The 23317-nt window shown below is 72.2% G+C and carries 24 protein-coding genes; 9 read left to right on the top strand and 15 right to left on the bottom strand.

Features of this window, described 5'->3' with window-relative positions:
* The first annotated feature begins 83 nt into the window (after window positions 1-83).
* Window positions 84-1358: a thymidine phosphorylase gene (locus ABZ948_RS01370; RefSeq protein ID WP_359756392.1), complete on the top strand. Its 1275-nt coding sequence runs from the start codon at window positions 84-86 to the stop codon at window positions 1356-1358.
* Window positions 1359-1432: 74 nt separating this feature from the next.
* On the top strand, window positions 1433-2020 hold the full coding sequence (locus tag ABZ948_RS01365) for a Uma2 family endonuclease (RefSeq protein WP_359756179.1): 588 nt from the start codon (window positions 1433-1435) through the stop codon (window positions 2018-2020).
* Between the two features lies 1 nt (window position 2021).
* On the opposite strand, the gene ABZ948_RS01360 is transcribed toward ABZ948_RS01365, so the two are convergent.
* Complete coding sequence (locus tag ABZ948_RS01360) at window positions 2022-2942, bottom strand: AEC family transporter (RefSeq protein WP_359756178.1); 921 nt, start codon at window positions 2940-2942, stop codon at window positions 2022-2024.
* Between the two features lie 134 nt (window positions 2943-3076).
* Here ABZ948_RS01360 and ABZ948_RS01355 point away from each other — a divergent pair, with 134 nt between their 5' ends.
* Window positions 3077-3463: an STAS domain-containing protein gene (locus ABZ948_RS01355; protein ID WP_359756177.1), complete on the top strand. Its 387-nt coding sequence runs from the start codon at window positions 3077-3079 to the stop codon at window positions 3461-3463.
* On the opposite strand, the gene ABZ948_RS01350 is transcribed toward ABZ948_RS01355, so the two are convergent.
* From ABZ948_RS01350 to ABZ948_RS01340, 3 genes are all read right to left on the bottom strand, one after another.
* Entirely contained in the window at window positions 3347-4363 is a 1017-nt protein-coding gene (locus ABZ948_RS01350; RefSeq protein ID WP_359756176.1) for a sigma-70 family RNA polymerase sigma factor, read from the bottom strand. The two genes, ABZ948_RS01355 and ABZ948_RS01350, sit on opposite strands and share 117 nt — an antisense overlap.
* A gap of 182 nt (window positions 4364-4545) precedes the next feature.
* Window positions 4546-5679 carry a DNA polymerase III subunit beta gene (gene dnaN, locus ABZ948_RS01345; protein ID WP_359756174.1) on the bottom strand — a complete coding sequence of 378 codons (1134 nt, stop codon included), beginning with the start codon at window positions 5677-5679 and terminating at the stop codon, window positions 4546-4548.
* Between the two features lie 117 nt (window positions 5680-5796).
* Window positions 5797-7071 (bottom strand): MFS transporter, encoded by a 1275-nt coding sequence (locus ABZ948_RS01340; protein ID WP_359756173.1) that lies wholly within the window; start codon window positions 7069-7071, stop codon window positions 5797-5799.
* 63 nt (window positions 7072-7134) lie between these two features.
* On the opposite strand from ABZ948_RS01340, the gene ABZ948_RS01335 reads away from it, so the two are divergent.
* The gene (locus tag ABZ948_RS01335; protein WP_359756172.1) at window positions 7135-8094 is read left to right on the top strand and encodes a LysR family transcriptional regulator; all 960 of its coding nucleotides are present in this window, start codon (window positions 7135-7137) and stop codon (window positions 8092-8094) included.
* A gap of 74 nt (window positions 8095-8168) precedes the next feature.
* Here the strand turns inward: ABZ948_RS01335 and ABZ948_RS01330 are convergent, their stop codons facing one another.
* Entirely contained in the window at window positions 8169-8927 is a 759-nt protein-coding gene (locus tag ABZ948_RS01330) for an alpha/beta hydrolase (RefSeq protein ID WP_359756170.1), read from the bottom strand.
* Between the two features lie 123 nt (window positions 8928-9050).
* On the opposite strand from ABZ948_RS01330, the gene ABZ948_RS01325 reads away from it, so the two are divergent.
* Both ABZ948_RS01325 and ABZ948_RS01320 read left to right on the top strand, forming a co-directional pair.
* Window positions 9051-10241 (top strand): adenosine deaminase, encoded by a 1191-nt coding sequence (locus tag ABZ948_RS01325; RefSeq protein WP_359756169.1) that lies wholly within the window; start codon window positions 9051-9053, stop codon window positions 10239-10241.
* A 141-nt stretch (window positions 10242-10382) separates the two neighbouring features.
* On the top strand, window positions 10383-10739 hold the full coding sequence (locus ABZ948_RS01320) for an ATP-binding protein (protein ID WP_351347259.1): 357 nt from the start codon (window positions 10383-10385) through the stop codon (window positions 10737-10739).
* Window positions 10740-10827: 88 nt separating this feature from the next.
* On the opposite strand, the gene ABZ948_RS01315 is transcribed toward ABZ948_RS01320, so the two are convergent.
* The 5 genes from ABZ948_RS01315 to afsQ1 all read right to left on the bottom strand — a co-directional run bounded on the left by ABZ948_RS01315 (window position 10828) and on the right by afsQ1 (window position 14723).
* Window positions 10828-11040, bottom strand: coding sequence for a PspC domain-containing protein (locus tag ABZ948_RS01315; RefSeq protein ID WP_359756166.1), 213 nt, complete (start codon window positions 11038-11040; stop codon window positions 10828-10830).
* A gap of 63 nt (window positions 11041-11103) precedes the next feature.
* Complete coding sequence (locus tag ABZ948_RS01310; RefSeq protein WP_359756164.1) at window positions 11104-11688, bottom strand: VanZ family protein; 585 nt, start codon at window positions 11686-11688, stop codon at window positions 11104-11106.
* 85 nt (window positions 11689-11773) lie between these two features.
* Entirely contained in the window at window positions 11774-12445 is a 672-nt protein-coding gene (locus ABZ948_RS01305) for a hypothetical protein (RefSeq protein WP_359756163.1), read from the bottom strand.
* Window positions 12445-14049 carry an ATP-binding protein gene (locus ABZ948_RS01300; protein ID WP_359756161.1) on the bottom strand — a complete coding sequence of 535 codons (1605 nt, stop codon included), beginning with the start codon at window positions 14047-14049 and terminating at the stop codon, window positions 12445-12447. Before ABZ948_RS01300 ends, ABZ948_RS01305 begins: the two co-directional genes overlap by 1 nt.
* Window positions 14046-14723, bottom strand: coding sequence for a two-component system response regulator AfsQ1 (gene afsQ1, locus ABZ948_RS01295; RefSeq protein ID WP_010048893.1), 678 nt, complete (start codon window positions 14721-14723; stop codon window positions 14046-14048). Before afsQ1 ends, ABZ948_RS01300 begins: the two co-directional genes overlap by 4 nt.
* A gap of 238 nt (window positions 14724-14961) precedes the next feature.
* Here afsQ1 and ABZ948_RS01290 point away from each other — a divergent pair, with 238 nt between their 5' ends.
* The gene (locus tag ABZ948_RS01290; RefSeq protein WP_359756159.1) at window positions 14962-15717 is read left to right on the top strand and encodes a SigE family RNA polymerase sigma factor; all 756 of its coding nucleotides are present in this window, start codon (window positions 14962-14964) and stop codon (window positions 15715-15717) included.
* 172 nt (window positions 15718-15889) lie between these two features.
* On the opposite strand, the gene ABZ948_RS01285 is transcribed toward ABZ948_RS01290, so the two are convergent.
* The gene (locus ABZ948_RS01285) at window positions 15890-16594 is read right to left on the bottom strand and encodes a uridine kinase family protein (protein ID WP_435857443.1); all 705 of its coding nucleotides are present in this window, start codon (window positions 16592-16594) and stop codon (window positions 15890-15892) included.
* Window positions 16595-16651: 57 nt separating this feature from the next.
* Between ABZ948_RS01285 and ABZ948_RS01280 the strand changes: the two genes are divergently transcribed.
* On the top strand, window positions 16652-17059 hold the full coding sequence (locus tag ABZ948_RS01280; RefSeq protein WP_359756155.1) for a hypothetical protein: 408 nt from the start codon (window positions 16652-16654) through the stop codon (window positions 17057-17059).
* A 68-nt stretch (window positions 17060-17127) separates the two neighbouring features.
* Here the strand turns inward: ABZ948_RS01280 and ABZ948_RS01275 are convergent, their stop codons facing one another.
* From ABZ948_RS01275 to deoC, 3 genes are read right to left on the bottom strand one after another with little or no spacing between them, the layout of a single operon-like run.
* Window positions 17128-18024: an aldehyde dehydrogenase family protein gene (locus ABZ948_RS01275; protein ID WP_359756154.1), complete on the bottom strand. Its 897-nt coding sequence runs from the start codon at window positions 18022-18024 to the stop codon at window positions 17128-17130.
* The gene (locus tag ABZ948_RS01270; protein ID WP_359756152.1) at window positions 18017-19453 is read right to left on the bottom strand and encodes an aldehyde dehydrogenase family protein; all 1437 of its coding nucleotides are present in this window, start codon (window positions 19451-19453) and stop codon (window positions 18017-18019) included. Before ABZ948_RS01270 ends, ABZ948_RS01275 begins: the two co-directional genes overlap by 8 nt.
* A gap of 5 nt (window positions 19454-19458) precedes the next feature.
* Window positions 19459-20421 carry a deoxyribose-phosphate aldolase gene (gene deoC / locus ABZ948_RS01265; protein WP_359756150.1) on the bottom strand — a complete coding sequence of 321 codons (963 nt, stop codon included), beginning with the start codon at window positions 20419-20421 and terminating at the stop codon, window positions 19459-19461.
* Between the two features lie 100 nt (window positions 20422-20521).
* Here deoC and ABZ948_RS01260 point away from each other — a divergent pair, with 100 nt between their 5' ends.
* Complete coding sequence (locus ABZ948_RS01260; RefSeq protein ID WP_359756149.1) at window positions 20522-21226, top strand: PH domain-containing protein; 705 nt, start codon at window positions 20522-20524, stop codon at window positions 21224-21226.
* A gap of 250 nt (window positions 21227-21476) precedes the next feature.
* Here ABZ948_RS01260 and ABZ948_RS01255 read toward each other — a convergent pair whose 3' ends face one another.
* Complete coding sequence (locus ABZ948_RS01255) at window positions 21477-23123, bottom strand: phospho-sugar mutase (RefSeq protein ID WP_359756147.1); 1647 nt, start codon at window positions 23121-23123, stop codon at window positions 21477-21479.
* Between the last annotated feature and the right edge of the window lie 194 nt (window positions 23124-23317).

Below are 23317 nucleotides of genomic sequence, written 5' to 3'. Positions count from 1 at the left end.
CCACGTCTCACGCCTCGGAGGGGCCGCACGATTTCTCCGTACGCTTCACCCCGTACGTCCGGAAGGAAAGCCAAGCCATGGCCATGGACGCCATCTCCGTCATCCGCACCAAGCGGGACCGCGGCGAACTCGGCGACGAGCAGATCGACTGGGTCATCGACGCGTACACCCGCGGGGAGGTGGCCGACGAGCAGATGTCGGCCCTCGCGATGGCCATCCTGCTCAACGGCATGAACCGCCGTGAGATCGCCCGCTGGACCGCCGCGATGATCGCCTCCGGCGAGCGCATGGACTTCTCGTCCCTGTCCCGCCCGACGGCGGACAAGCACTCCACGGGTGGCGTCGGCGACAAGATCACCCTGCCGCTGGCGCCCCTGGTGGCCGCCTGCGGCGCGGCCGTCCCGCAGCTCTCGGGCCGCGGCCTCGGCCACACCGGCGGCACGCTGGACAAGCTGGAGTCCATCCCCGGCTGGCGGGCGCTGCTCTCCAACGAGGAGATGCTGCACGTCCTGGACACCACGGGCGCGGTGATCTGCGCGGCGGGCGACGGCCTGGCCCCCGCCGACAAGAAGCTCTACGCGCTGCGCGACGTCACGGGCACGGTCGAGGCCATCCCGCTGATCGCCTCCTCGATCATGTCGAAGAAGATCGCCGAGGGCACGGGCTCGCTCGTCCTGGACGTGAAGGTCGGCACGGGCGCCTTCATGAAGACGATCGAGGACGCCCGGGAACTGGCCTCCACGATGGTCGGCCTGGGCACGGACCACGGCGTGAAGACGGTCGCGCTCCTCACGGACATGTCGACCCCGCTCGGCCTGACGGCGGGCAACGCCCTGGAGGTCCGCGAGTCGGTGGAGGTCCTGGCGGGCGGCGGCCCGGCGGACGTGGTCGAGCTGACGATCGCCCTGGCCCGCGAGATGCTCGACGCGGCGGGCGTGGACGCCGACCCGGCGAAGGCCCTGGCCGACGGCTCGGCGATGGACGTCTGGCGGCGCATGATCGCGGCCCAGGGCGGCGACCCGGACGCGGAGCTGCCGGTGGCCCGTGAGCAGCACGTGATCAAGGCCCCGGCCTCGGGTGTCCTCACCCGCCTCGACGCCTACGGCATCGGCGTCGCCGCGTGGCGCCTGGGCGCGGGCCGTGCTCGCAAGGAGGACCCGGTCCAGGCGGGCGCGGGCGTGGAACTCCACGCCAAGCCCGGCGACCAGATCACCGAGGGCCAGCCCCTCATGACCCTCCACACGGACACCCCCGAGCGCTTCGAGTACGCGCTCCAGTCGGTGGAGGGCTCGTACGACATCGCAGCGCCGGGCACGGCCTTCACGGCGTCGCCGGTGGTGCTGGAACGTATCGCCTGAGCAGGGGGTTTCCCTTTCGGGTGAACGGGACCGGTGGACCGCCGCCGGTCCCGTTCAGTGTGTTCAATGACGCCATGAGCGTGCTCGACGGTGACTACCTCAAGGCCGACACTCACTGGGACGAACTGCTGTGGGTCTGGGAACAGACGCAGGCGCCCAAGGGCTGCAAGGTGGAGATCATCGACGGGATCGTCACGGTGACGACTCTCGCCGCGACCTCTCACCACCGCATCGCCGAAAGCATCCACCGACGCCTCTCCGGGGTGATTCCCGAGCACTGGCACATCTTCCAGCGGCTGGGTACGGCCGTTCCAGCCCGGCTGGGCCTCTACGTGCCCGACCTCGTCGTCGTACCGGAGATGCCGGCCAGGGGCCACGACACCTTCGTGCCCGCTGCCGTCGCCCGACTCGCAGTCGAGATCACCTCGAAGGCCACGGCCCGTCACGACCGCACGGCGAAGGCCGCAGGCTACGCCGAGGCAGGGGTGCCGCTGTATCTCCTGGTGGACGGCCTGGCACCGGGCGGGCCGACGGTGACGCTGTACGGGGAGCCGAAGGAAGGCGTCTACCGCCTGCTGCAGGCCGGCAAGTTCGGGGAGCGGATCAGGCTTCCGGCGCCCTTCGGTCTCGAACTCGACACCGGCTCATTCCACGGGGCCTGATTCATCCGAGCAACGCCGCCACCACCACCAGAACCGGCACCGCCAGCACCGTCGACAGCAAGATCGCCTCTCGGGCGAGTACCTCTCCCACCCGGTAGCTGCTCGCGTACGTGAACAGGTTCTGCGCCGCCGGCAGGGCGGACGTCACCACCACGTCGAGCAGGGGTGCTCCGTGGAGGCCGAAGACGCCCGTTGCCAGGGCCCAGGCGGCCAGGGGCTGGGCAAAGGACTTCAACGCAACGGCGAGCAGCACGGGAGCCCGTTCCGCACCCCGCAGGGGCAGCGTGCTGCCGCGCAGCGAGATGCCGAAGGCGAGGAGCACGGCCGGGACCGACATGTTGCCGATCAGGGTCAGGGGGTCCATCAGGGGACCCGGGACATCGAGGCCCGACGCGGAGGCCGCCACACCGGCCAGGGAGCCCAGGGCTATCGGGTTGCGCAGCGGAGTGAGCAGACGCAGCCACAGCGGCCGTTTCCCACCGCCCTGCGCCAGGTCCAGGACCGTGAGCGCCACCGGCGTGACACCGACCAGCTGGAACAGCAGCACCGGCGCGACCAGCGACGCGTCGCCCAGCACGTACACGGCGATCGGGATGCCGAGGTTCCCGGAGTTGACGTAGCTGGAGCACAGCGCGCCGATCGTCGTCCGGCCCACTCCCCAGCCGCGGGCGGCGCCCACCGCCACGAAGACCCCCGCCGCCACCGCCGTGCTCATCGCCGTCACCAGCAGCCGGTCGGAGAAGATCACCGACAGGTCGGCCCGGGCGAGCGTCGTGAAGAGCAGGGCGGGGGAGGCCACGTGGAACGCGAGCTTCGTGAGGACCTCGCGGCCGCCGTCCCCCAGATACCCCCGGCGGCCGATCAGATAGCCGACGCCGATGACGACGGCGATGACCGCGAACCCGCTCAGCACGCCCTGCACGTCGGCTCCTCCCCGGCGAAGAGGGCATCGGACAGCGCGGGAGGAGCGGATGCATGGGGCATACAGCCAACCCTCCGGGGAAGGCCGTACCCGGGTCAATGTGATCTCCGGCGCCGAGAGGACGGACAGCCGCGATGAGTTACCACCGCCCGCGCGGTCTACCGATCGTGGACGCCATGACACCGCCCGTGCTCGTACTGCCCGGCTCCGTCACCCGGGACGAGGTGAGCGGGCTGAGCGACGACGTACGGGCACTGCTGCACGGCAGCGGCGCCCGGGTCGTGGTGTGCGATGTCGGAGGCCTGGGGCCACCGGGCCTCGCCACCGTGGACCTGCTGGCGCGGCTGCAGCTGGCCGCCCGCCGGGCCGGCGGCCGGATCAGGCTGCGCGACCCCGACCCGGCCCTACGCGGGCTCCTCGACCTGGTCGGCCTCCGCTTCGAGGTGGAGGGGCAGGCCGAAGAGCGGGAACCAGCGCTGGGTGTCGAGGAAGCAGTGGAACCCGGTGATCCGGCCGTCTGAGATCTCCAGCACCTGGACCGCCCACGGCGAGAAGCCGCCCTTCTCCGGGTCCGGCTTGTACTGCGCGAACCCCGGCAGGCCATTGACCTGCACCGGCACCAGCCGCGAGCCCGCGCAGGGCGCGCCGAGGGTGGTCATGAAGCCGGTGATGTCCCGCACGCCGGTCAGCCACAGGTCGAACGGCGGCATCGTCATGACCGCGTCCTCGTGCAGCAGGGCCGTCAGCGCCGTCATGTCGTAGCCCTCGAAGGCCGCGACGTAGCGGTCGAGCAGCTTCTGCTGGTCCTCGTCCAGCGGGTCCGAAACGGCCGCTTCCGCGCCCGGCTCCTCCCGCTCGGCGAGGGTGGCACGGGCCCGCTGGAGGGCGCTGTTGACCGACGCCACCGATGTGTCCAGCAGCTCGGCGACCTCGCTGGCCTTCCAGGCCAGCACCTCGCGCAGGATCAGCACGGCCCGCTGCTTGGCCGGCAGCTTCTGCAGGGCGGCCATGAAGGCGAGCCGCACGGACTCCTTGGCGACCGCCGCCTCCGCGGGGTCGTCGGTCGTGGGCAGCACGCGGGCGTCCGGCATGGGCTCCAGCCAGGTGTTGTCCGGTCGGGGGGAGAGGGCCGCCTGGGCGAGCGGGGTGGAATCGGTGAGGTCCATGGGCCTGGCGCGCTTGTTTCCCGCGGTGAGCATGTCCAGGCACACGTTCGTCGCGATGCGGTAGAGCCAGGAGCGCAGGCTGGAGCGGCCCTCGAACTTGTCGTAGCTGCGCCAGGCGCGGACCAGCGTGTCCTGCACCGCGTCCTCGGCCTCGAAGGAGGAGCCGAGCATCCGGTAGCAGTACCCCGTCAGCTCGGTGCGGTGTGCCTCCAGCCTGGTGTCCAGATCCGTCGGTGTCGCCGTGCCGTTCGCCATCCCGCCCACCCCTGTGGAAGTTCTGTTCACGCGCCTTCGCGCCCCAGCACTTCGGAAGCTACCGCAGCCCACTGACAACGGCCCCCCGAGCGGACGAACGCGCAGGTCAGCAGCGGTGATCCACGGTGGTTCCGGGCACGCCCGCGCCCCTTCACAGCAGCTGCACCCCATGCCCGGCCGCCTCACACGAGCTGCTTCACGGACATCAGCAGATGCCGGTGCGCCCCGGCGGCCGCCCCCTGCTCGTCCACGGCGTGCAGCAGCGCCCGCTGTCCCGCCCCCAGCAGCTCCAGCCGCACCCGGGGGCTCTCGAAGGACGTCAGCGCGTCCAGCAGATAGGCCGGGTTGAACGCCACCGGCACCTCCTCGGCGCCGCTCAGCACGGCCGGCAGCCGCTGGGCCGCCACGTCGTCCCCGTAGCCCGCGCGCAACTGCACGGAGCCGTCGGCCGAGAAGTCCAGCCGTACCGGACTGTTCGCCTCCGCCACCACCGCGACCCGCCGCACCGCCTCCGCGAGCGCCGCGCACTCCACCTCGGCGACCGCGGCCCCCGCCATGTCGAACAGCGACTTGTACGCCGGCAGCCGCCCGTCGAGCTGCCGCAGCGCCGTCCGAGTCCGCCCGCCCTCGAACCCGACGAGACCACCGCCCCCGCCCGGCTCCCACCCGATCACCACGTCACCGCACCGGCCCAGCGAGCGCGCGAGGTCGAGCAACCGCCGCGCGGGCAGCAGCGCCTCCACCGCGCCGTCCCGGACCGCCGCCCCCGGCTGCCACTCCAGCCGCCGCACGGCGTACCGGTAGCGGTCGGAGGCCGACAGCGTCATCTCCCCGTCCGCCAGGCGCAGTTGGACGCCCGTCAGCAGGGGCAGCGTCTCGTCGCGCCCGGCCGCGACCGCGACCTGCGCGACGGCATGCGCGAACGCGCCGGCGTCCACCGTGCCGCCCGGCGCGGGCGCCGCGGGCAGGGCCGGGTACTCGGCGAGCGGCAGCGTCGACAGCCCGAAGCGCGTCCCGTCCGCCTCCACCGTGAACCGCGACGCCTCCAGCGCACAGCTCACCGGCCCCTCGGGCAGCACCCGGCAGACCTCCAGCAGCCGCCGCCCCGGCACGAGCACCCGTCCGGCCGCGGCGACCTCCGCATCGGCCTCCACCCGCACCGCCGCCTCGAAGTCGAACCCCGTCACGGCCAGCCGCCCCGCGTCCGCCTCCAGCAGCAGCCCGCCCAGCACCGGCACCGGCGCCCGGGCGGGCAGCGCCCGTACCGCCTGGCCCACGGCCTCGGCGAACGCCGTACGGTCGATGCGGAAATCCATGCACAATCCCCCTGGTCGAATCCGGTGGTCAGCGGACGCGGACGTTGTCCGCACCCACTGACAACCGGCCCCGACCAGGGGGAACGGCTCGGTGTGCCGGGTAGGGCTCCCGGCTTCTCAGGCGGCCGCGGCGAGCCTGCGCTGCGTCCTCCGCGCCGCCCGCGTCCCGAACACCGTGATCGTCACGACGCCGAGCACGGCCAGCAGCCCGACCCCGACGGTCCCCGGCCAGCCGCCCGCGTGGAAGGCGAGGGCGCCGACCGTGCTGCCCGCGCTGGAGCCGACGTAGTACGCGGACTGGTACAGCGCCGAGGCCTGCGCGCGGCCGTGGGAGGCCGTCTTGCTGACCGCCGAGGAGGCCACCGCGTGGCCCGCGAAGAAACCGCCGGTGATGAGGACCAGGCCCAGCAGGACCAGCGGGAGGGAGCCCGCGAGGGACAGCAGCAGGCCCGTGGCGGTCGTACCGCCCGCCGCGTACAGCGCGCCCCGGCGGCCCAGCCGGCCCACCAGGCGTCCGGCCGTCGACGCCGACACCGTACCGACGAGGTACACGAGGAAGATCGAGCCGATGATTCCCTGCGGCAGCGAGAACGGGGCCTCGGTCAGCCGGTAGCCGATGACCGTGTACACACCGCCGAACACCGTCATGAACAGCGCGCCGATCGCGTACAGCCGGCGCAGCAGCGGGTCGGACAGGTGGTCGCGGACCGTGCGGGCGAGCACGCGCGGCCGCAGGGAACCGGCCTGGAAGTTCCGCGGCGCCGGGAGCAGCACCCGGAAGGCCACCGCGCAGGCGACGGCGATCGCGCCGATGACACCGACGGCGACCCGCCAGCCCCACTCCTGCGCGACCCAGCCGGTGATGACCCGGCCGCTCATTCCGCCGACACTGTTGCCCGCGACGAACAGCCCGATCGCGGTGATCAGCGCCTTGGGGCTGACCTCCTCGGCGAGATACGCGGTCGCCGACGCCGGCAGCCCGGCCAGGGCCGCGCCCTGGAGCGCCCGCAGCGCGACCAGGACGCCCAGGGAGGGGGCGAAGGGCACCAGCAGTCCGAGGGTCACCGCCACCGCCAGCGAGGCCGTCATGACCGTACGCCGTCCGAAGCGCTCCGACAGGGCGCTCATCGGCAGCACGAACAGCGCCAGCCCGCCCGTCGCGGCGGCCACCGTCCAGCTCGCGTCGCTCGCCGCCACCCCGAACTCGCCGGAGATCAGCGGGAGCAGCGCCTGTGTCGAGTACAGCAGCGCGAAGGTCGCGACACCCGCGAGGAACAGGGCGAGGCTCATTCGGCGGTAGCCGGGCCCGCCCGGGGACATACGTGAGTCGACGGCAGGGGCGGAGGCAGCGGCGCCCACGGTGGTGGACGCCCCGGTACTGGCGGGAGACATGCCTCGAAAGTACGTACGCCGCCACTGATCCGTCCAATGCATGGAACGGTCATAATCGTTCCCATGGTGCATCAACCGAGTTCACAGCCTCGCCTGTCACCATCCGGTGACACAGAAGACACGGCGGAGATGTCGAAGGTGCTGGCTCCCCGCCTCGCGTACTTCGCCGGCGTCGCCCGCACCGAGCACGTCACCCGGGCCGCGCAGGAGATGAACGTCCCGCAGTCGACCCTGTCGCGCTCCATGGCCCGCCTGGAGCAGGACCTGGGCGTCGACCTCTTCGCCCGCCACGGCCGCACGGTCTCCCTCACCCCGGCCGGCCGCACCTTCCTGACCTCCGTCGAACGCGCCCTGGCCGAGATCGAGCGCGCCGCCGAGGAGGTGCGCGCCGACGCCGACCCCACCACCGGCAAGGTCGCCTTCGGCTTCCTGCACACCATGGGCGCCGAGACGGTCCCCGGCCTCCTCCAGGCCTTCCGCGCCGATCACCCGCGCGTGCGCTTCAGCCTCGTCCAGAACTACGGCGAGGCCATGCTCGAACGTCTGCGCGCGGGCGAGCTCGACCTCTGCCTGACCTCCCCGGTCCCGGACGCCCCCGGTCTGGTCGCCCGCCGCCTGGACGAGCAGAAGCTCCGCCTGGTCGTGCCCGCCGACCACTCCCTCGCGGGCCGCCGCCGCATCCGCCTCGCCGAGGCCGCGGACGAAGTGTTCGTCACCCTCGAACCCGGCTACGGCCTCCGCCGCATCACCGACGACCTCTGCAAGGAGGCCGGCTTCAAGCCGCGCATCGCCTTCGAGGGGGAGGAGGCAGAGACCCTGAGGGGCCTGGTGGCGGCGGGCCTGGGGGTGGCTCTCCTGCCCCCGCCGGCGGTCCCGCGCCCCGGAGTCGTGGAACTGACGGTGACGGCCCCCCGAGCGGCCCGCGAGATCGGCGTGGCCTGGCTGGAGGGCAGGCCGGACACACCCCCCGTAGCAGCCTTCAAGAGGTTCCTGCTCTCACGAAGGGGCAGCTTGCTGCCCTAGTCAGGGGCGCGGGGAACTGCGCGAGCAACCCCCACGAACCCGCACCCCGAAAACAACAGGCACCAAAAACGGCGCTACCGCCGCGAAGGACTGAACCCCGCAGCCAACGGCATCCGCAACCCCAACGGCGGCGGCGCGGCCAGCGCATCCCGCACCGGCCGGGACACGGCCCGCCCGAACAAGGCCCCCATCGCGAAGTCCTCGGCCAACGCCAGCACTTCGTCCCGGTACTGGTGCAACCCGTGCCCGTCCGCGTGCACTTCGAACCGGCACACGTCCCGGTTCGCCTTCTTCGCCCGCGCCGCCAGCCGGAACGACAACTCCGGATCCGTCCGCCCGTCGTTCGTGCCGTGCACGATCAGCACCTGCCTCCCTGCCAGCTGCTTCACCGGCTCGGGCGGCGCCGCCACATCCTCCTCCGGCAGCCAAGGGGCCAGCGCCAGCACGGAGTTGACCGCCTCGTGCCCGCCCGCGCGCAGCGCCGCCCGGCCGCCCATCCCGAGCCCGGCGAGGCAGACGGGGACGTCTCCGTAACGCCGTACGACCTCGTCGGCCGCCCAGGCCGCGTCCCGTGCGAGATTCGCCTCGCTGCCGTTCCAGCCGCGGCAGCGGTAGTGCACCACGTGCACGGCGAGGCCCTCATCCCGGCCCGCCCGGGCCAGCCGTCGTCCCAGGGCCCGCACGGAGGCCGTCGCCAGCAGCGGCGACGGTCTGCGGCCGGAGACCTCGTCACCGCCGGGCAGCAGCAGCACCACGCCGCTCACCGCCGTCGGCTCCGGACCGAGTGACCTGCCCAGCCGGGCCCTGCGAACCGGCGTCGCTTGGTGTGCCATGACAGAACAGTGTCAGAAGCGCGGGTGTACTCGACCCGTCCTCGGGGTCACCGTTACGTATCGACGAAAACGTCAACCTTCCGAGCACGCGCGATCTACGCGCGTAGGAGTTAGAGTGCGGAAATGACGAGCCAGACCATCGCGAACACCCCGACACCGGACCAGATCCACCGGGCGCCCAAGGTCCTGCTGCACGATCACCTCGACGGCGGCCTGCGCCCGGCCACGATCGTCGAACTCGCCCGCGACAGCGTCCCCCACAGCCCTAAAGGCGTGGGAGGTGCCCCCATCTCCCAGCTCCCCGACGCGGATCCGGAGAAGCTCGGCATCTGGTTCCGCGAGGCCGCCGACTCCGGTTCCCTGGAGCGGTACCTGGAGACGTTCTCGCACACCGTCGGCGTCATGCAGACCCGCGAAGCCCTGTTCCGGGTCGCCGCCGAGTGCGCCGAGGACCTCGCCGCGGACGGCGTCGTCTACGCCGAGGTGCGCTACGCCCCCGAGCAGCACCTGGCGGGCGGTCTGAGCCTGGAAGAGGTCGTCGAGGCCGTCAACGAGGGCTTCCGGGAAGGGGAGCGCCGCGCCCGGGAGAAGGGCCTGCGCATCCGCGTCGGCGCCCTGCTCACCGCCATGCGGCACGCGGCCCGCGCCCTGGAGATCGCCGAACTCGCCAACCGCTACCGCGACCTGGGCGTCGTCGGCTTCGATATCGCGGGTGCCGAGGCCGGCTACCCGCCCACCCGGCACCTGGACGCCTTCGAGTACCTCAAGCGCGAGAACAACCACTTCACCATCCACGCCGGCGAGGCGTTCGGGCTGCCGTCCATCTGGCAGGCCCTGCAGTGGTGCGGCGCCGACCGGCTCGGGCACGGCGTGCGCATCATCGACGACATCCAGGTCCACGAGGACGGCAGCGTCGAACTGGGGCGGCTCGCCTCCTACGTCCGGGACAAGCGCATCCCGCTGGAGCTGTGCCCGAGCTCCAACCTCCAGACCGGGGCCGCCTCCTCCTACGCCGAGCACCCCATCGGGCTGCTGCGTCGGCTGCACTTCCGGGCCACGGTCAACACGGACAATCGCCTGATGTCCCACACCAGCATGAGCCGGGAATTCGAGCACCTTGTCGAGGCATTCGGCTACACGCTCGACGACATGCAGTGGTTCTCCGTCAATGCGATGAAATCAGCGTTCATTCCTTTCGATGAACGACTCGCCATGATCAATGACGTGATCAAGCCCGGTTATGCCGAGCTGAAATCCGAATGGCTGTTCCGGCAGACCGCCTCTACCAGCGGTTCTGCGAATTCGGAGGGCTGAGCGGGAGCGCATCCGGGCGCAGGGAATGCGGGCGGCGTTCACAATCCGTCCGCATTTCGATGTTTGCGGCGGATGGCGCGGCGTGACTACGGTCGCTGGACCGCTCACACACCCCGTCATCCCATTACGAGGACGCATTTCATGAAGCAGTCTGCTGCCAAGTCCCTCGGTGTCGCCGCTCTCGGTGCCGCCTTCGCCGCCGCCGGTGCGGGGGCCGCCAACGCCGCCGCCCCGGCCCTGCCGGACACCGCCCGGACGCTGGAGACCGTCACCGCGGCGCTCCCGGCGGAGCAGCTCTCCCAGACGCTGCCGGGCTCGGGCGAGGCGCTGGGCCAGGGTCAGACGGCGACCAGCGCCGGTCTCGCCGCCGCCCAGCCCGTCGCCGAGCAGCTGCTCGCCGAGGGCCCGACCGGCCCGGCCGCCAAGCTGCTCGGCGGGCTCCCGGTGCAGGGCCTGCCCACGCACGGCCTGCCGGTGAACGGCGTTCCGGTCGGCTGACCCCTCCCGCCGAGGCGGACACACACGCCGATGGGGCGCACCCCTGGAGACAGGGTGTGCGCCCCATCGGCGTTCTCGCGTACGGGCGTTACCAGGCCGTCTGCGCCTTGTCGCGCACCTTGTCCTCGGCGGGCAGCAGGATCCACAGCGCGATGTACAGCAGGAACTGCGGGCCGGGCAGCAGGCACGAGACCAGGAAGATCACCCGCATCGTCGTCGCGGAGGTGCCGAAGCGCTTGGCCAGCGCGGCGCACACTCCGCCGATCATGCGGCCGTGGGTGGGGCGGGCGAGGCGGGACATGTGCGACTCCTTCAGCGTCGGTGCGTGAGGCCTCTCCTCCGAGTACCCCATCTGCACTCCACGCTACGGAGACGAAGGGGGCAAAGCGTCGCTCCACGGGGCGATCCCGACCCTGGGAATCGTCGGGGTCCGACCCTGAGCCGGCTCCTCCGGGGCCAGGGGCGCGCGGGGCGGGCCCGCGGTGGTGCGGCGGCGCAGCCAGGTGCGTCCGGCGGGAACCAGCGCGAGGTGCGCGAGGGCCACGCCCGCGGTGTTCAGGAACAGCGAGTCGACGTCGACGACCTGGCCGGGAACGCCGGTCTGCAGCAGTTCGATGCCCAGCGACATCAGGGCGCCGGCCGCGACGGTGCGCAGCAGGGACGCCAGCGGCGAGACGAACAGCCTGCCGCTCGCCATCGGCAGCAGCACGCCCAGCGGGGCGAGCAGGGCCAGCTTCTCGCCGATGTGGCGGGCCGCCTCCGGCCAGCCCAGGGCGAGATCGGCTCTGACACCGGCGAACGGCCGCAGGTTGGCGGGCATCACCCAGGGAACGTCCAGCGGCCGCAGCGTGAACCAGGCGACGAACGCGAGGTGTGCGACGAGGAGGACACCTCCTGTCACACGGATGCGGAACGCGGCGCTGCCGCCGATGGAGCCTTGACGCTGCACGCCCCCCTAGACGCGGCCTCCGGCAGGATCGGTTCCGGGATGACCCCCGGTACGGCTGTGAGGCATGCGCCACAGCCCGCCCGGCTCACTCCCCGGCGACGTCCTTCGACGGCGGTTCCGTGCTGCCCGGGCGGGCCCGTACCTCGTCGGTGCACTCGTAGCGGCGCGGCGGCCCGGCACCGGGACCGCCCAGGACCACGGAGCCGTCGCCCTGGGCGGCGGCCGAGTCGGAGAAGGTGCAGACGACCTGGGCGAGCGCGTACGAGGTGAGGCCGCCGGGCGCCATGCTCAGCCGCAGCGTCTCCTCCGGGTCGCCGGGCCGGGGCCGGCCCACGGTGATGCCGCCGCGTACGTCCGTGCTGTAGCCCGCCTCCTTCTCGGCGGGCGACGGCGGCTGCGCGAGCTGGTCCAGCAGCCCCTGCGCCACCAGCATGCGCCGCTCGGAGTCGGCCGCGCCGTCCGGGACCCGCACGGTCCGGTCGACGGTCACGAGCGAGGACCCGCACAGCAGGAACACCTGCACCGGCAGCCCCCGGGCGGCCTGCGTCGACACGTCCGGCTCGGACAGCGAGCACCGCACCCGCGAGGGCGCGGGCCCGAAGTTCGTCGGCACCTCCGTGGCCCGGATGCCGCAGCCGGCGAGCAGCAGGGCGAGTGCGGGCAGGGCGACCAGACGGGACACGGCCCTCGCGCGGGCCGCCGGGCCGTCGCGGCGGACACGCGTGGCACCCGCGGCCCGTGGACGTCGTACGTGCATCAGGCGTCCCCCTTCGAGTCCTCGCCCCGCGGCCGGTCGGCGTCCTTCTCCGGCTTCTGTTCGCCCTCGGCGGGCGGGTCCGCCGCCGCCGACGTGTCGCGCGGGAGCCGCAGGGTGAACACCGCGCCGGAGTCGGGCGAGTTGGCCGCGGTGATCTCACCGCCGTGGATGTGGGCGTTCTCCAGGGCGATGGACAGGCCCAGGCCGCTGCCCTCGGAGCGCGGCCGGGAGGCGCTCGCCTTGTAGAAGCGGTCGAAGACGTGCGGCAGGACGTCCTCGGGGATGCCGGGCCCGTGGTCCTGCACCTCGATGACGATCGAGTCGTCCGCCTCCCGTACGGACACCCGCACCGGGGAGCCGCCGTGCTTGAGCGCGTTGCCGATGAGGTTGGCCAGGATGACGTCCAGGCGGCGCGGGTCGATGCGGGCGTGGATGCCGCGCTCGGCGTCCAGCTCGACCGCGTCCAGCCAGGCGCGGGCGTCGATGCAGGCGGTGATCTGGTCGGCGATGTCGACGTCGTCCAGGACGAGCCGGGCGGTGCCCGCGTCGAAGCGGGTGACCTCCATCAGGTTCTCGACCAGGTCGTTCAGCCGCCGCGTCTCGCTGACCACCAGCCGGACGGCCGGCTCGATCATCGGGTCCATGCTGCCGGTCTCCGCCTCCAGCTCCTCCTCCAGCACCTCCGTGACGGCGGTGATGGCGGTCAGCGGCGTACGCAGCTCATGGCTCATGTCCGCCACGAACCTCCGGGACGCCTCGTCCCGCGCGGCCATGTCGGCGACGCGTTTCTCCAGCGCCTCGGCCGCGTTGTTGAACGTCCGCGACAGATCGGCCAGTTCGTCCGTCCCGGACACCCTGAGCCGGGTGTCCAGCTTGCCCTCGCCGAGCCGCCGCGCGGCCGCGCCGAGGCGCTGCACCGGCTTCAGCACGGTCGTCGCGGCGGCCTGCGCGAGCAGCGCCGAGCCGATCAGCGCGAGGGCCGTGGCGATGCCCAGCGACCAGGCCAGCGAGTTGAGGTCCTTGGCCTCCGGCTCCAGCGACTTCAGCATGTACCCGGTCGGGCCGCCGCCGATCACGCGCGTGCCGGCCACCAGGTACGGGGTGTCGTGGTCGATGACCCGCTGCCAGTACAGGTGATGCGGGTGCTTGTTGGCCCCGTCGATCTTCTGCGTCCTGTTCACCGCCGTGCGCAGCGAGACCGGCACGTCCCGCAGCGAGAAGCCGCTCAGCCCGCCGGAGCTGCCGTAGACGGTTTGACCGTCGGCGTTGCGGGCGACCAGCAGCACGCTGAAGCGCTGGTCGCTGCCCGCCATCTGGCCCGCGGTGTGCTGCAGCTCGTCCTGCGTCGGATGCTCGGGCAGCGCGCTCGCCCGGTTCTGCATCTCCTGCTCGAAGTCGCGCAGCACGGCGTCCTGGGTGCGGGTGAGCACCGCCTCCCGGTTGAGCCAGTACGCGATGCCGGACGCGGACACGGCCGCCGTCAGGGCCACCAGGCCGAAGACGAGGACCAACCTCAGCCGCAGGCTCGTGAAGCGCAGCCGCGACGAAACTCCCTTGCGCGCCGCGGTCCAGCCGCGGTCCCCCCCTTGGTGCGGCTGTGTCACTGAGGCGGATCCAGCCGGTAGCCGACACCCCGCACGGTACGGATCAGCGTCGGGGACGACGGCACGTCCTCGACCTTGGCGCGCAGCCGCTGGACACAGGCGTCCACCAGCCGCGAGTCACCCAGGTAGTCGTGCTCCCACACCAGCCGCAGCAGCTGCTGCCGGGACAGCGCCTGTCCCGGCCGCCGGCTCAGCTCCAGCAGCAGCCGCAGCTCGGTCGGCGTGAGCTGGAGGTCCTCGCCGTTCTTCGTCACGGTCATCGCCGAGCGGTCGATGACGAGGCTGCCGAACGTCGCCGCGTCGTTGGACTCCCGCTCGCCGCGCCGCAGCACGGCCCGGATCCGGGCGTCGAGCACCCGCCCCTGCACCGGCTTGACGACGTAGTCGTCGGCGCCGGACTCCAGCCCGACGACGACGTCGATGTCGTCGCTGCGCGCGGTCAGCAGGATGATCGGCAACTGGTCCGTGCGCCGGATGCGCCGGCACACCTCGAACCCGTCGATGCCGGGCAGCATCACGTCCAGCACGATCAGATCCGGCCGCTGCTCGCGCAGCAGCTTCAGACCGTCCTCACCGCTGGCAGCGGTCGCCACGCGGTGACCCTGGCGCGTCAGAGAGAGCTCCAGGGCCGTCCGGATGGCGTCGTCGTCCTCGATCAGCAACAGGGAAGGCACGGGCTCATTCTGGCCCATGGAGGGCACGGGGTTCGACCTGTGGGCCGAGATGGGTCCCGCGCCTGCCGCCGACGCCTGTGTACGAGGTGTGGGCGCCCTGTGGCCGACCCCTGTGACAGGTCTGTGACAGTCGGCGGACACGGCCATGAAAGTGCGGCGGCAAGCTTTTCGGCACAGGCAAGGAAGCCCGCCCGACCGGCGGGCCGCACACCGGTAAGTCCACGACGGGGGGCGCGAGATGAACACGCTGCACGGCACCACCACCAGCGCAGTGATCACGCGTCTCCACGACGTGCACCGGGGCTCGGAGAAGTCCGGTGCCGTGAGCGGGCGGGGGTGCGCTCGCGGCGCCGGGCGTCAGCACACCGCGTTCATGACGGTGGTTGACGCGCACACGGGGGACAGCAAGGGGACGGGGGCGGCTCACGGGGGAGCCGCGTACAGGGAGGGCTCGGGGGAGCGTCGTTCGCTGACGGAGGCGGAGTTCACCGCCTACGTCCAGGAGCGCCGCGCCTCCCTGTACGCCACCGCCTACCACCTGACCGGCGACCGCTTCGAGGCCGAGGACCTGCTGCAGAGCGCGCTGTTCTCGACCTACCGGGCGTGGGACCGGATCAGTGACAAGGCCGCGGTCGGCGGATACCTCCGCCGCACCATGACCAACCTGCACATCAGCGCCTGGCGGCGCCGCAAGCTCAACGAGTACCCGACCGAGGAACTGCCGGAGACGCCCGGCGACACGGACGCGATGCGCGGCACCGAGCTGCGCGCGGTCCTGTGGCAGGCGCTGGCCCGGCTGCCCGAGCTCCAGCGCACCATGCTGGTCCTGCGCTACTACGAGGGCCGCACGGACCCGGAGATCGCGGAGATCCTCGACATCAGTGTCGGCACGGTGAAGTCCAGCATCTGGCGGTCGCTCCGCCGGCTGCGCGAGGACGAGGTCCTCAGCTTCGGCCGTGACGAGGAGGACGCCTTCGGCGAGCTCGTCGCCTGAAGGTTCGGGGGGGAGCACCACAAGGGGGCCCACGGGGGAACTGCGGAGGCGCTGGGGGGCGTCTCCTCAGGAAGTGGGGGACACGGGGGAGCACAAGAGCGGGACTGGAGGGCCGGGGGGTCCGTCCAGTCCCGCTTTCTTGTGCCTGCCGTTTCTTGTGCCGGCCGTCCGCTCAGGCCGCCGTGCGCAGGTTCGCGCAGCGGCCCGCGGCGGCGGACGCCAGGCGGCCCATCGCCTCGTCGCGGTCGCAGGCGTGCGCGCCCAGCGCGGTCTGGCGGGCGACGATCGAGCGCTCCTGGCGCATCAGGCGCCAGCCGCGGCGCAGCAGGAACGGGACCGACTTGCGGCCCTCCTTCAGATCGCGCAGGAAGCGGCGGCGGAAGGTCTTCACCGGGCCGCGGCTCAGGCACAGCGCGTCGGCGAGGACGCCGAGCTCCCGGCAGCGCGTGACGATCTCGGCGGCGAAGATGCCCTCGGCGATGAACAGCGGGGTCCGCCCGACGTCGACCGTCTCGGCGCCGGTGCGGGCACTGAGCCCGATGTCGTAGACGGGGACGTCCGTACGACCCGTGCGGCACAGCTCGGTGATCGCGGCGACGGCCGTGTCCGCGTCCCACGAGTCCGGATGGTCCCAGTCGATGTCGGAACTCCCCGCCACCAGGGGCAGCGTCGGGTCGTCGCCCTCCTTGTAGAAGTCGTCGAGCCGGAGCACCGGGAGTCCGGAGCGGGCCGCGAGGAGGGACTTGCCGGAGCCTGAGGGGCCGCAGAGCAGCACGACTCGCGTCGGTATGGGCAGAGGAGAACTCACGGGACACCAGTGTGAGGCATCCATCGGGGGCCGTACGACCCCGCGGGTCGCCTTTGATGCGCGCGTCACACCTCAACTACCCTTTGTGTCGTTTCGGTTACCGAGTGCATCAGTAAGGTGGCAGCGATGGCCCGACACGACTCTCCCAAGAAGCCGACCGCCCGGCGCGCCCTGGCCGTCCTCGCGACCGCCGGAGCGGCACTGGGAGCGGGTACGGCGACGGCCGCGGCGGACGCCGAGTCGGTCCTGGGCATGGTCAACACCCGGCCCACCTCCCTCGGCAGGATCGACCCCCAGGCCGGCCTCCAGGCCACCACCGGCACCCTCGGCTACGTCACCGGCCCCGTGGCGGGCCTCAAGCCCAACCCGCTCGCCGGTACCGGAGTCGACCCGCTCGACAACGGCGTCGGCACCAAGCTCGCCGACTTCAAGCCGATGACGTCCCAGGCGCTGACGGGGCCGGTCGCGCAGGCACCGTCGGTCGAGAGCATCCCGCTGGTGGGGCAGGCGGCGGGGCTGCTCTCGCAGCAGTAGGCGCGCACACGGAAAGAAGCCCCGGCCCTCCCGGACGGAGGAGGGCCGGGGCTCCGGCTGTGGGGCTCCTAGTAGGAGGAGCCCGAGGCGCCCAGCGAACCCGTGGGGTGCCAGACCGTCTTGGTCTCCAGGAACGCCGTCATGCGGTCGATGCCCGGGGTCTCCGTGTAATCCACAGGCTGTGGACGGAGAACGCGCTTGAGGTTGTCGGCCGCGGCGATCTCCAGCTCCTTCGCCAGCACCTCGTCGGCGCCCGCGAGGTCGATCGCGTTGACGTCCTGGTGCGCGGCGAGCGGGGTGGCGATCTCCGCCGTGCGGCCCGACAGGACGTTGACCACGCCGCCGGGGACGTCCGAGGTGGCCAGCACCTCGGCCAGGGACAGCGCGGGCAGCGGGGCCTTCTCACTCGCCACCACGACCGCCGTGTTGCCCGTCGCGATCACCGGGGCGAGCACCGACACCAGGCCCAGGAACGACGACTCCTGCGGCGCCACCACCGCCACCACACCCGTCGGCTCGGGGGAGGACAGGTTGAAGAACGGTCCCGCGACCGGGTTGCCGCCGCCGACCACCTGGGCGATCTTGTCGGTCCAGCCCGCGTACCAGACCCAGCGGTCGATCGTGGCGTCCACGACCACGGCCGCCTTGGACTTCCCCAGGCCCTCCGCGTCCGCCACCTCGCGCACGAACTGGTCCCGGCGGCCCTCCAGCATCTCGGCGACGCGGTAGAGGACCTGGCCGCGGTTGTACGCCGTCGCCCCGGACCAGCCGCCGAACGCCTTGCGGGCCGCGACGACCGCGTCCCGGGCGTCCTTGCGGGAGGACAGGGGCGCGTTCGCCAGCCACTTGCCCTTCGAGTCGCTCACCTCGTACACCCGGCCGCTCTCGGAACGCGGGAACTTCCCGCCGACGTACAGCTTGTAGGTCTTGAACACGCTGAGCCGCGCTTCGGACTTCTCAGACATCGAGGTACGCCTCCAGGCCGTGGCGGCCGCCCTCGCGGCCGAAGCCCGACTCCTTGTAACCGCCGAACGGCGAGGTCGGGTCGAACTTGTTGAACGTGTTGGACCAGACGACACCCGCGCGGAGCTTGTTGGCGACCGCCAGGATCCGCGAGCCCTTCTCCGTCCAGACGCCGGCGGACAGGCCGTACGGCGTGTTGTTGGCCTTGGCGACCGCCTCGTCCGGCGTGCGGAACGTCAGCACCGACAGCACCGGGCCGAAGATCTCGTCGCGGGCGATCCGGTGCGCCTGGGTGACGTTCGTGAACAGCGTCGGGGCGAACCAGTAGCCGCTCTCCGGCAGTTCGCACGCCGGGGACCAGCGCTCGGCGCCCTCCGCCTCGCCCTGCTCGACGAGCGAGGTGATGCGCGTGAGCTGCTCCTCGGAGTTGATCGCGCCGATGTCGGTGTTCTTGTCCAGCGGGTCGCCGAGGCGGAGCGTGGAGAGCCTGCGCTTGAGGGAGTCCAGCAGCTCGTCCTGGATGGACTCCTGCACCAGCAGACGGCTGCCCGCGCAGCAGACCTGGCCCTGGTTGAAGAAGATGCCGTTGACGATGCCCTCGACGGCCTGGTCGATGGGGGCGTCGTCGAAGACGATGTTGGCGCCCTTGCCGCCCAGCTCCAGGGTGACCTTCTTGCGGGTCCCGGCGACCGTGCGGGCGATCTCCTTGCCGACGGCCGTGGAGCCGGTGAAGGCGACCTTGTTCACGTCCGGGTGGGCGACCAGCGCCGCGCCCGCGTCGCCGTAGCCCGGGAGGATGTTGACGACGCCCTTGGGCAGGCCCGCCTGACGGCAGATGTCCGCGAAGAACAGCGCCGACAGGGGGGTGGTCTCGGCCGGTTTCAGGACGACCGTGTTGCCGGTCGCGAGGGCTGGGGCGATCTTCCACGCCAGCATCAGGAGGGGGAAGTTCCAGGGGATGACCTGGCCCGCGACACCCAGCGGCCGGGGGTTCGCGCCGAAGCCGGCGTGGTCGAGCTTGTCGGCCCAGCCCGCGTAGTAGAAGAAGTGCGCGGCGACCAGGGGGAGGTCCGCGTCGCGCGTCTCCTTGATCGGCTTGCCGTTGTCGAGGGTCTCGAGGACGGCGAGCTCGCGGGAGCGCTCCTGGATGATCCGCGCGATGCGGAACAGGTACTTGGCGCGCTCCGAGCCGGGCAGAGCCGACCACTTCTCGAACGCCCGGCGCGCGGCCTTCACCGCACGGTCGACGTCCTCGGAACCGGCCTGCGCGATCTCCGACAGGACCTCCTCGGAGGACGGCGAGACGGTCTTGAAGACCTTGCCGTCCGCCGCCTCGACGAACTCGCCGTCGATGAACAGGCCGTAGGAGGGCGCGATGTCGACGATCGCACGCGACTCGGGGGCCGGGGCGTATTCGAATACCGATGCCATGGTGATCAGTCCACCGTCACGTAGTCGGGACCGGAGTAGCGGCCGGTGGCCAGCTTCTGGCGCTGCATCAGCAGGTCGTTCAGCAGCGAGGAGGCGCCGAAGCGGAACCAGTGGTTGTCCAGCCAGTCCTCGCCCGCCGTCTCGTTGACCAGGACGAGGAACTTGATGGCGTCCTTGGAGGTGCGGATGCCGCCGGCCGGCTTCACGCCGACCTGGATGCCGGTCTGGGCGCGGAAGTCCCGCACCGCCTCCAGCATCAGCAGCGTGTTCGCCGGGGTCGCGTTGACCGCGACCTTGCCGGTCGAGGTCTTGATGAAGTCCGCCCCCGCCAGCATCCCGAGCCAGCTCGCGCGGCGGATGTTGTCGTACGTCGAGAGCTCGCCCGTCTCGAAGATGACCTTCAGGCGCGCGGACGTCCCGCAGGCCTCCTTCACGGCCGTGATCTCGTCGTACACCTTCAAGTATCGGCCCGCGAGGAACGCCCCGCGGTCGATGACCATGTCGATCTCGTCGGCGCCCGCGGCGACGGCCTCGCGGACGTCCGCCAGCTTGACGGTGAGCGGGGCGCGGCCGGCCGGGAACGCCGTGGCCACCGAGGCGACCTTCACGGCGGAGCCGGCGACGGCCTCCTTCGCCACGGCCACCATGTCGGGGTAGACGCAGACCGCGGCCGTGCTGGGCGTCGTACGGTCGGTCGGGTCGGGCTTGACCGCCTTCGCGCCGAGCGCCCGGACCTTGCCCGGGGTGTCCGCGCCTTCCAGCGTCGTCAGGTCGACCATCGAGATGGCGAGGTCGATGGCGTACGCCTTCGCGGTCGTCTTGATCGAACGGGTGCCGAGGGAGGCCGCACGCCCCTCGAGCCCGACCGCGTCGACGCCCGGAAGCCCGTGGAGGAAGCGGCGCAGCGCGCTGTCGGACGTGGTGACGTCCTTGAGGGGGTGAGCTGCGGTGAGTGCAGAACTGGGCATGGTCACCAGACGAGCATATCTACGCGCGTAGCGGCTGTACAGCCCTCCGGTTGTCCCGGCCGGATGACCGACATCCGGACGGGTCCGGCAGAATCGAGGCATGACGAGCCCCGATCCCCAGTCGCCCGTGCCGCAGCCTTCGGAGCCCGAGTCCAGGGACCGGGTGTACCGGTCGGCTCCGGCGATCGTCGGCGGGGTGCTGCTGCTCGCCGTCACGGGGTGGATCGGCATCGACGCCGTGGTGTCGGGCGAGGGGCGCACGCCATGGCTGGCGCTCGCCCTGATGCTGCTCGTCGTGCCGCTGGTCGCCGCCTTCACGCTGCGGCCGGCCGTGTACGCGGGCGAGGACCGGCTGCGGGTGCGCAACCCGTTCCGCGTCATCGTCCTGCCCTGGGGGCGGATCGCCTCGCTGAAGTCCGCGTACACGAACGAGGTCCTCACCGAGTCCGGCGCGAAGTACCAGCTGTGGGCCGTGCCCGTTTCGCTGCGCGCCCGGAAGAAGGCCGCGCGGCGCGAGATGCGGGCGTCGGCGCAGGCGCGGCGGGCGATGGGACGGGACGAGGGGCGGGGCAGCGCGCTCGGCACGCGTGCGGGGCTGGGGGGCGGTCTGGGTGCGGGGCCCGTGTCCGACGGGCCCGTGCGGGCCGAGACCGACCGGATCATGGACGAGTTGCGGGGGCTGCACGAGGCGCGGCATGAGGCGGAGTCGGCGCAGGGGGAGGTGACCGTGCGGTGGGCTTACGAGGTGGTGGGGCCGGCGGTTGCCGGTGCTGTGCTGGTGGCGGTTCTGCTGTTGGTGGGGTGACGGGGTGGGGTCGGGGCCGCGTGCTGGGTGCCGGGTGCTGGGTGCCGGGTGCCGGGTTTCGGATGCGGGGTGCCGTGCGGTGTGAGTGCGGGGGCGTTGGTTCTTGGCTGAGGGGCTTTCCCGGGTGCCGCTGAGGGAGCGGGGTGGGGGAGGGGGCTTTCCCGGGTGTCGCTGACGGAGCGGGGTGTGGGAGTGGCTCCCCCGGGCGCCGCTGAGGGTGTGGCCCGGGAGAGTCTCTTCCGGTGTCGTCTCAGATGCCCGCGGCCGTCGACAGGTCTCGCTTGATCGACTCCAGGAGGTCCGTCGCCTTCGCGCGGGCCGCGGGGAGGTCGGTGTGTGACGCGACCGGGATCACGACCTCCAGGTAGCACTTCAGCTTCGGCTCCGTGCCGCTCGGGCGGACGATCACCCGGGCGCCGTCGAGCGTGTAGCGCAGGCCGTCGGTGGGCGGGAGGTCGGCCGTGCCCTGGGTGAGGTCGTCGGTGCGCGTGATGGGCAGGCCCGCGAGCTCGGTCGGGGGCTGCTCGCGCAGGCGGCGCATCGCGGCGGCGATGAGGGACAGATCCTGGACACGGACCGACAGCTGGTCCGTCGCGTGCAGGCCGTGCTCCACCGCCAGGTCGTCGAGGAGGGCCAGCAGGGTGCGGCCCTCCTCCTTGAGCCGCGACGCCAGCTCCGTGATCAGGAGCGCGGCCGTGATGCCGTCCTTGTCGCGCACGCCGTCGGGGTCCACGCAGTAGCCGAGGGCCTCCTCGTAGCCGTAGCGCAGGCCCTCCACGCGGGCGATCCACTTGAAGCCGGTGAGCGTCTCGACGTGCGGCAGGCCCGCCTTCCCGGCGATGCGGCCGAGCAGGGAGGACGAGACGATCGACTCCGCGAAGGTGCCGGTCGCTCCGCGCCGGACCAGGTGGGCGGCGAGCAGCGCGCCGACCTCGTCGCCGCGGAGCATGCGCCAGTCGGTGCCGTCCTGTACGGCGACGGCGCAGCGGTCCGCGTCCGGGTCGTTGGCGATGATCAGGTCCGGGGCGGTCTCACGGGCCTTGGCGAACGCCAGGTCCATCGCGCCGGGCTCCTCCGGGTTGGGGAACGCGACGGTCGGGAACTCCGGGTCGGGGTCGGCCTGCTCCGTGACGAGGGCCGGTTCCGGGAAGCCGGCGCGGGCGAAGGCGGCGAGGAGGACGTCCTTGCCGACGCCGTGCATCGCCGTGTACACCGTGCGGGCCGTGCGCGGGGAGTCCTTGGCCAGGACGGCGTCGGTGCGGGCGAGGTAGGCGTCGAGGACGCTGTCGTCGAGGGTGTCCCACCCTTCGGTGGGGCGGCGGACGGTGGTGAGGGACGGGACGGCGGCGATCTCCGCCGCGATGTCGATGTCCGCCGGGGGGACGATCTGGGAGCCGTCGCCGAGGTACACCTTGTAGCCGTTGTCGCGGGGCGGGTTGTGGCTGGCGGTGACCTCCACGCCGGCGACCGCGCCGAGGTGCCTTATCGCGAAGGCGAGGACGGGGGTGGGGAGGGGGCGCGGGAGGATGGCCGCGCGGAGACCGGCGCCGACCATGACGGCGGCGGTGTCGAGGGCGAAGTCGTGCGACTTGTGGCGGGCGTCGTAGCCGATGACGACGAGGCCGGCCGTGTCGTCCCCGTGCGGGGTCCCCTGCTTCCTGAGGTACGCGGCGAGGCCCGCGGCGGCGCGGATGACGACCGAGCGGTTCATGCGCATGGGGCCGGCGCCGAGTTCGCCGCGGAGGCCGGCGGTGCCGAACTGGAGGGTGCCGGAGAAGCGGGCGGCGAGTTCGGCGTGGTCCTGGGCGTCGATGAGGCGGGCGAGCTCGGTGCGGGTGTCCGGGTCGGGGTCCTCGGTGAGCCACGCCTGGGCCTGTGCGATGAGTTCGTCGTGCACGGTCTGTGTCAGCCTCTCCGGTTGTGGGTTGTGCGGGTGCCTGCGGTGGCTTGTGCGGGGTGGTGGGGGTGCGCGTCCGCGCCTGCTCGCCGGGGGTGGGTCGGGGCCGCGCCGGGGGGTGTCCGTCCTCGGAACGGCGCGATGGGGTTGCGTACCGACTGACCGTCCGTTGACGCGCCAACCGCTGCGGGCGG

Source organism: Streptomyces olindensis (assembly GCF_040645895.1).
Lineage (GTDB): Bacteria > Actinomycetota > Actinomycetes > Streptomycetales > Streptomycetaceae > Streptomyces > Streptomyces olindensis.
The sequence above is the reverse complement of the archived record's forward strand: the minus strand, read 5'-3'. Positions and strand labels throughout refer to the sequence as shown.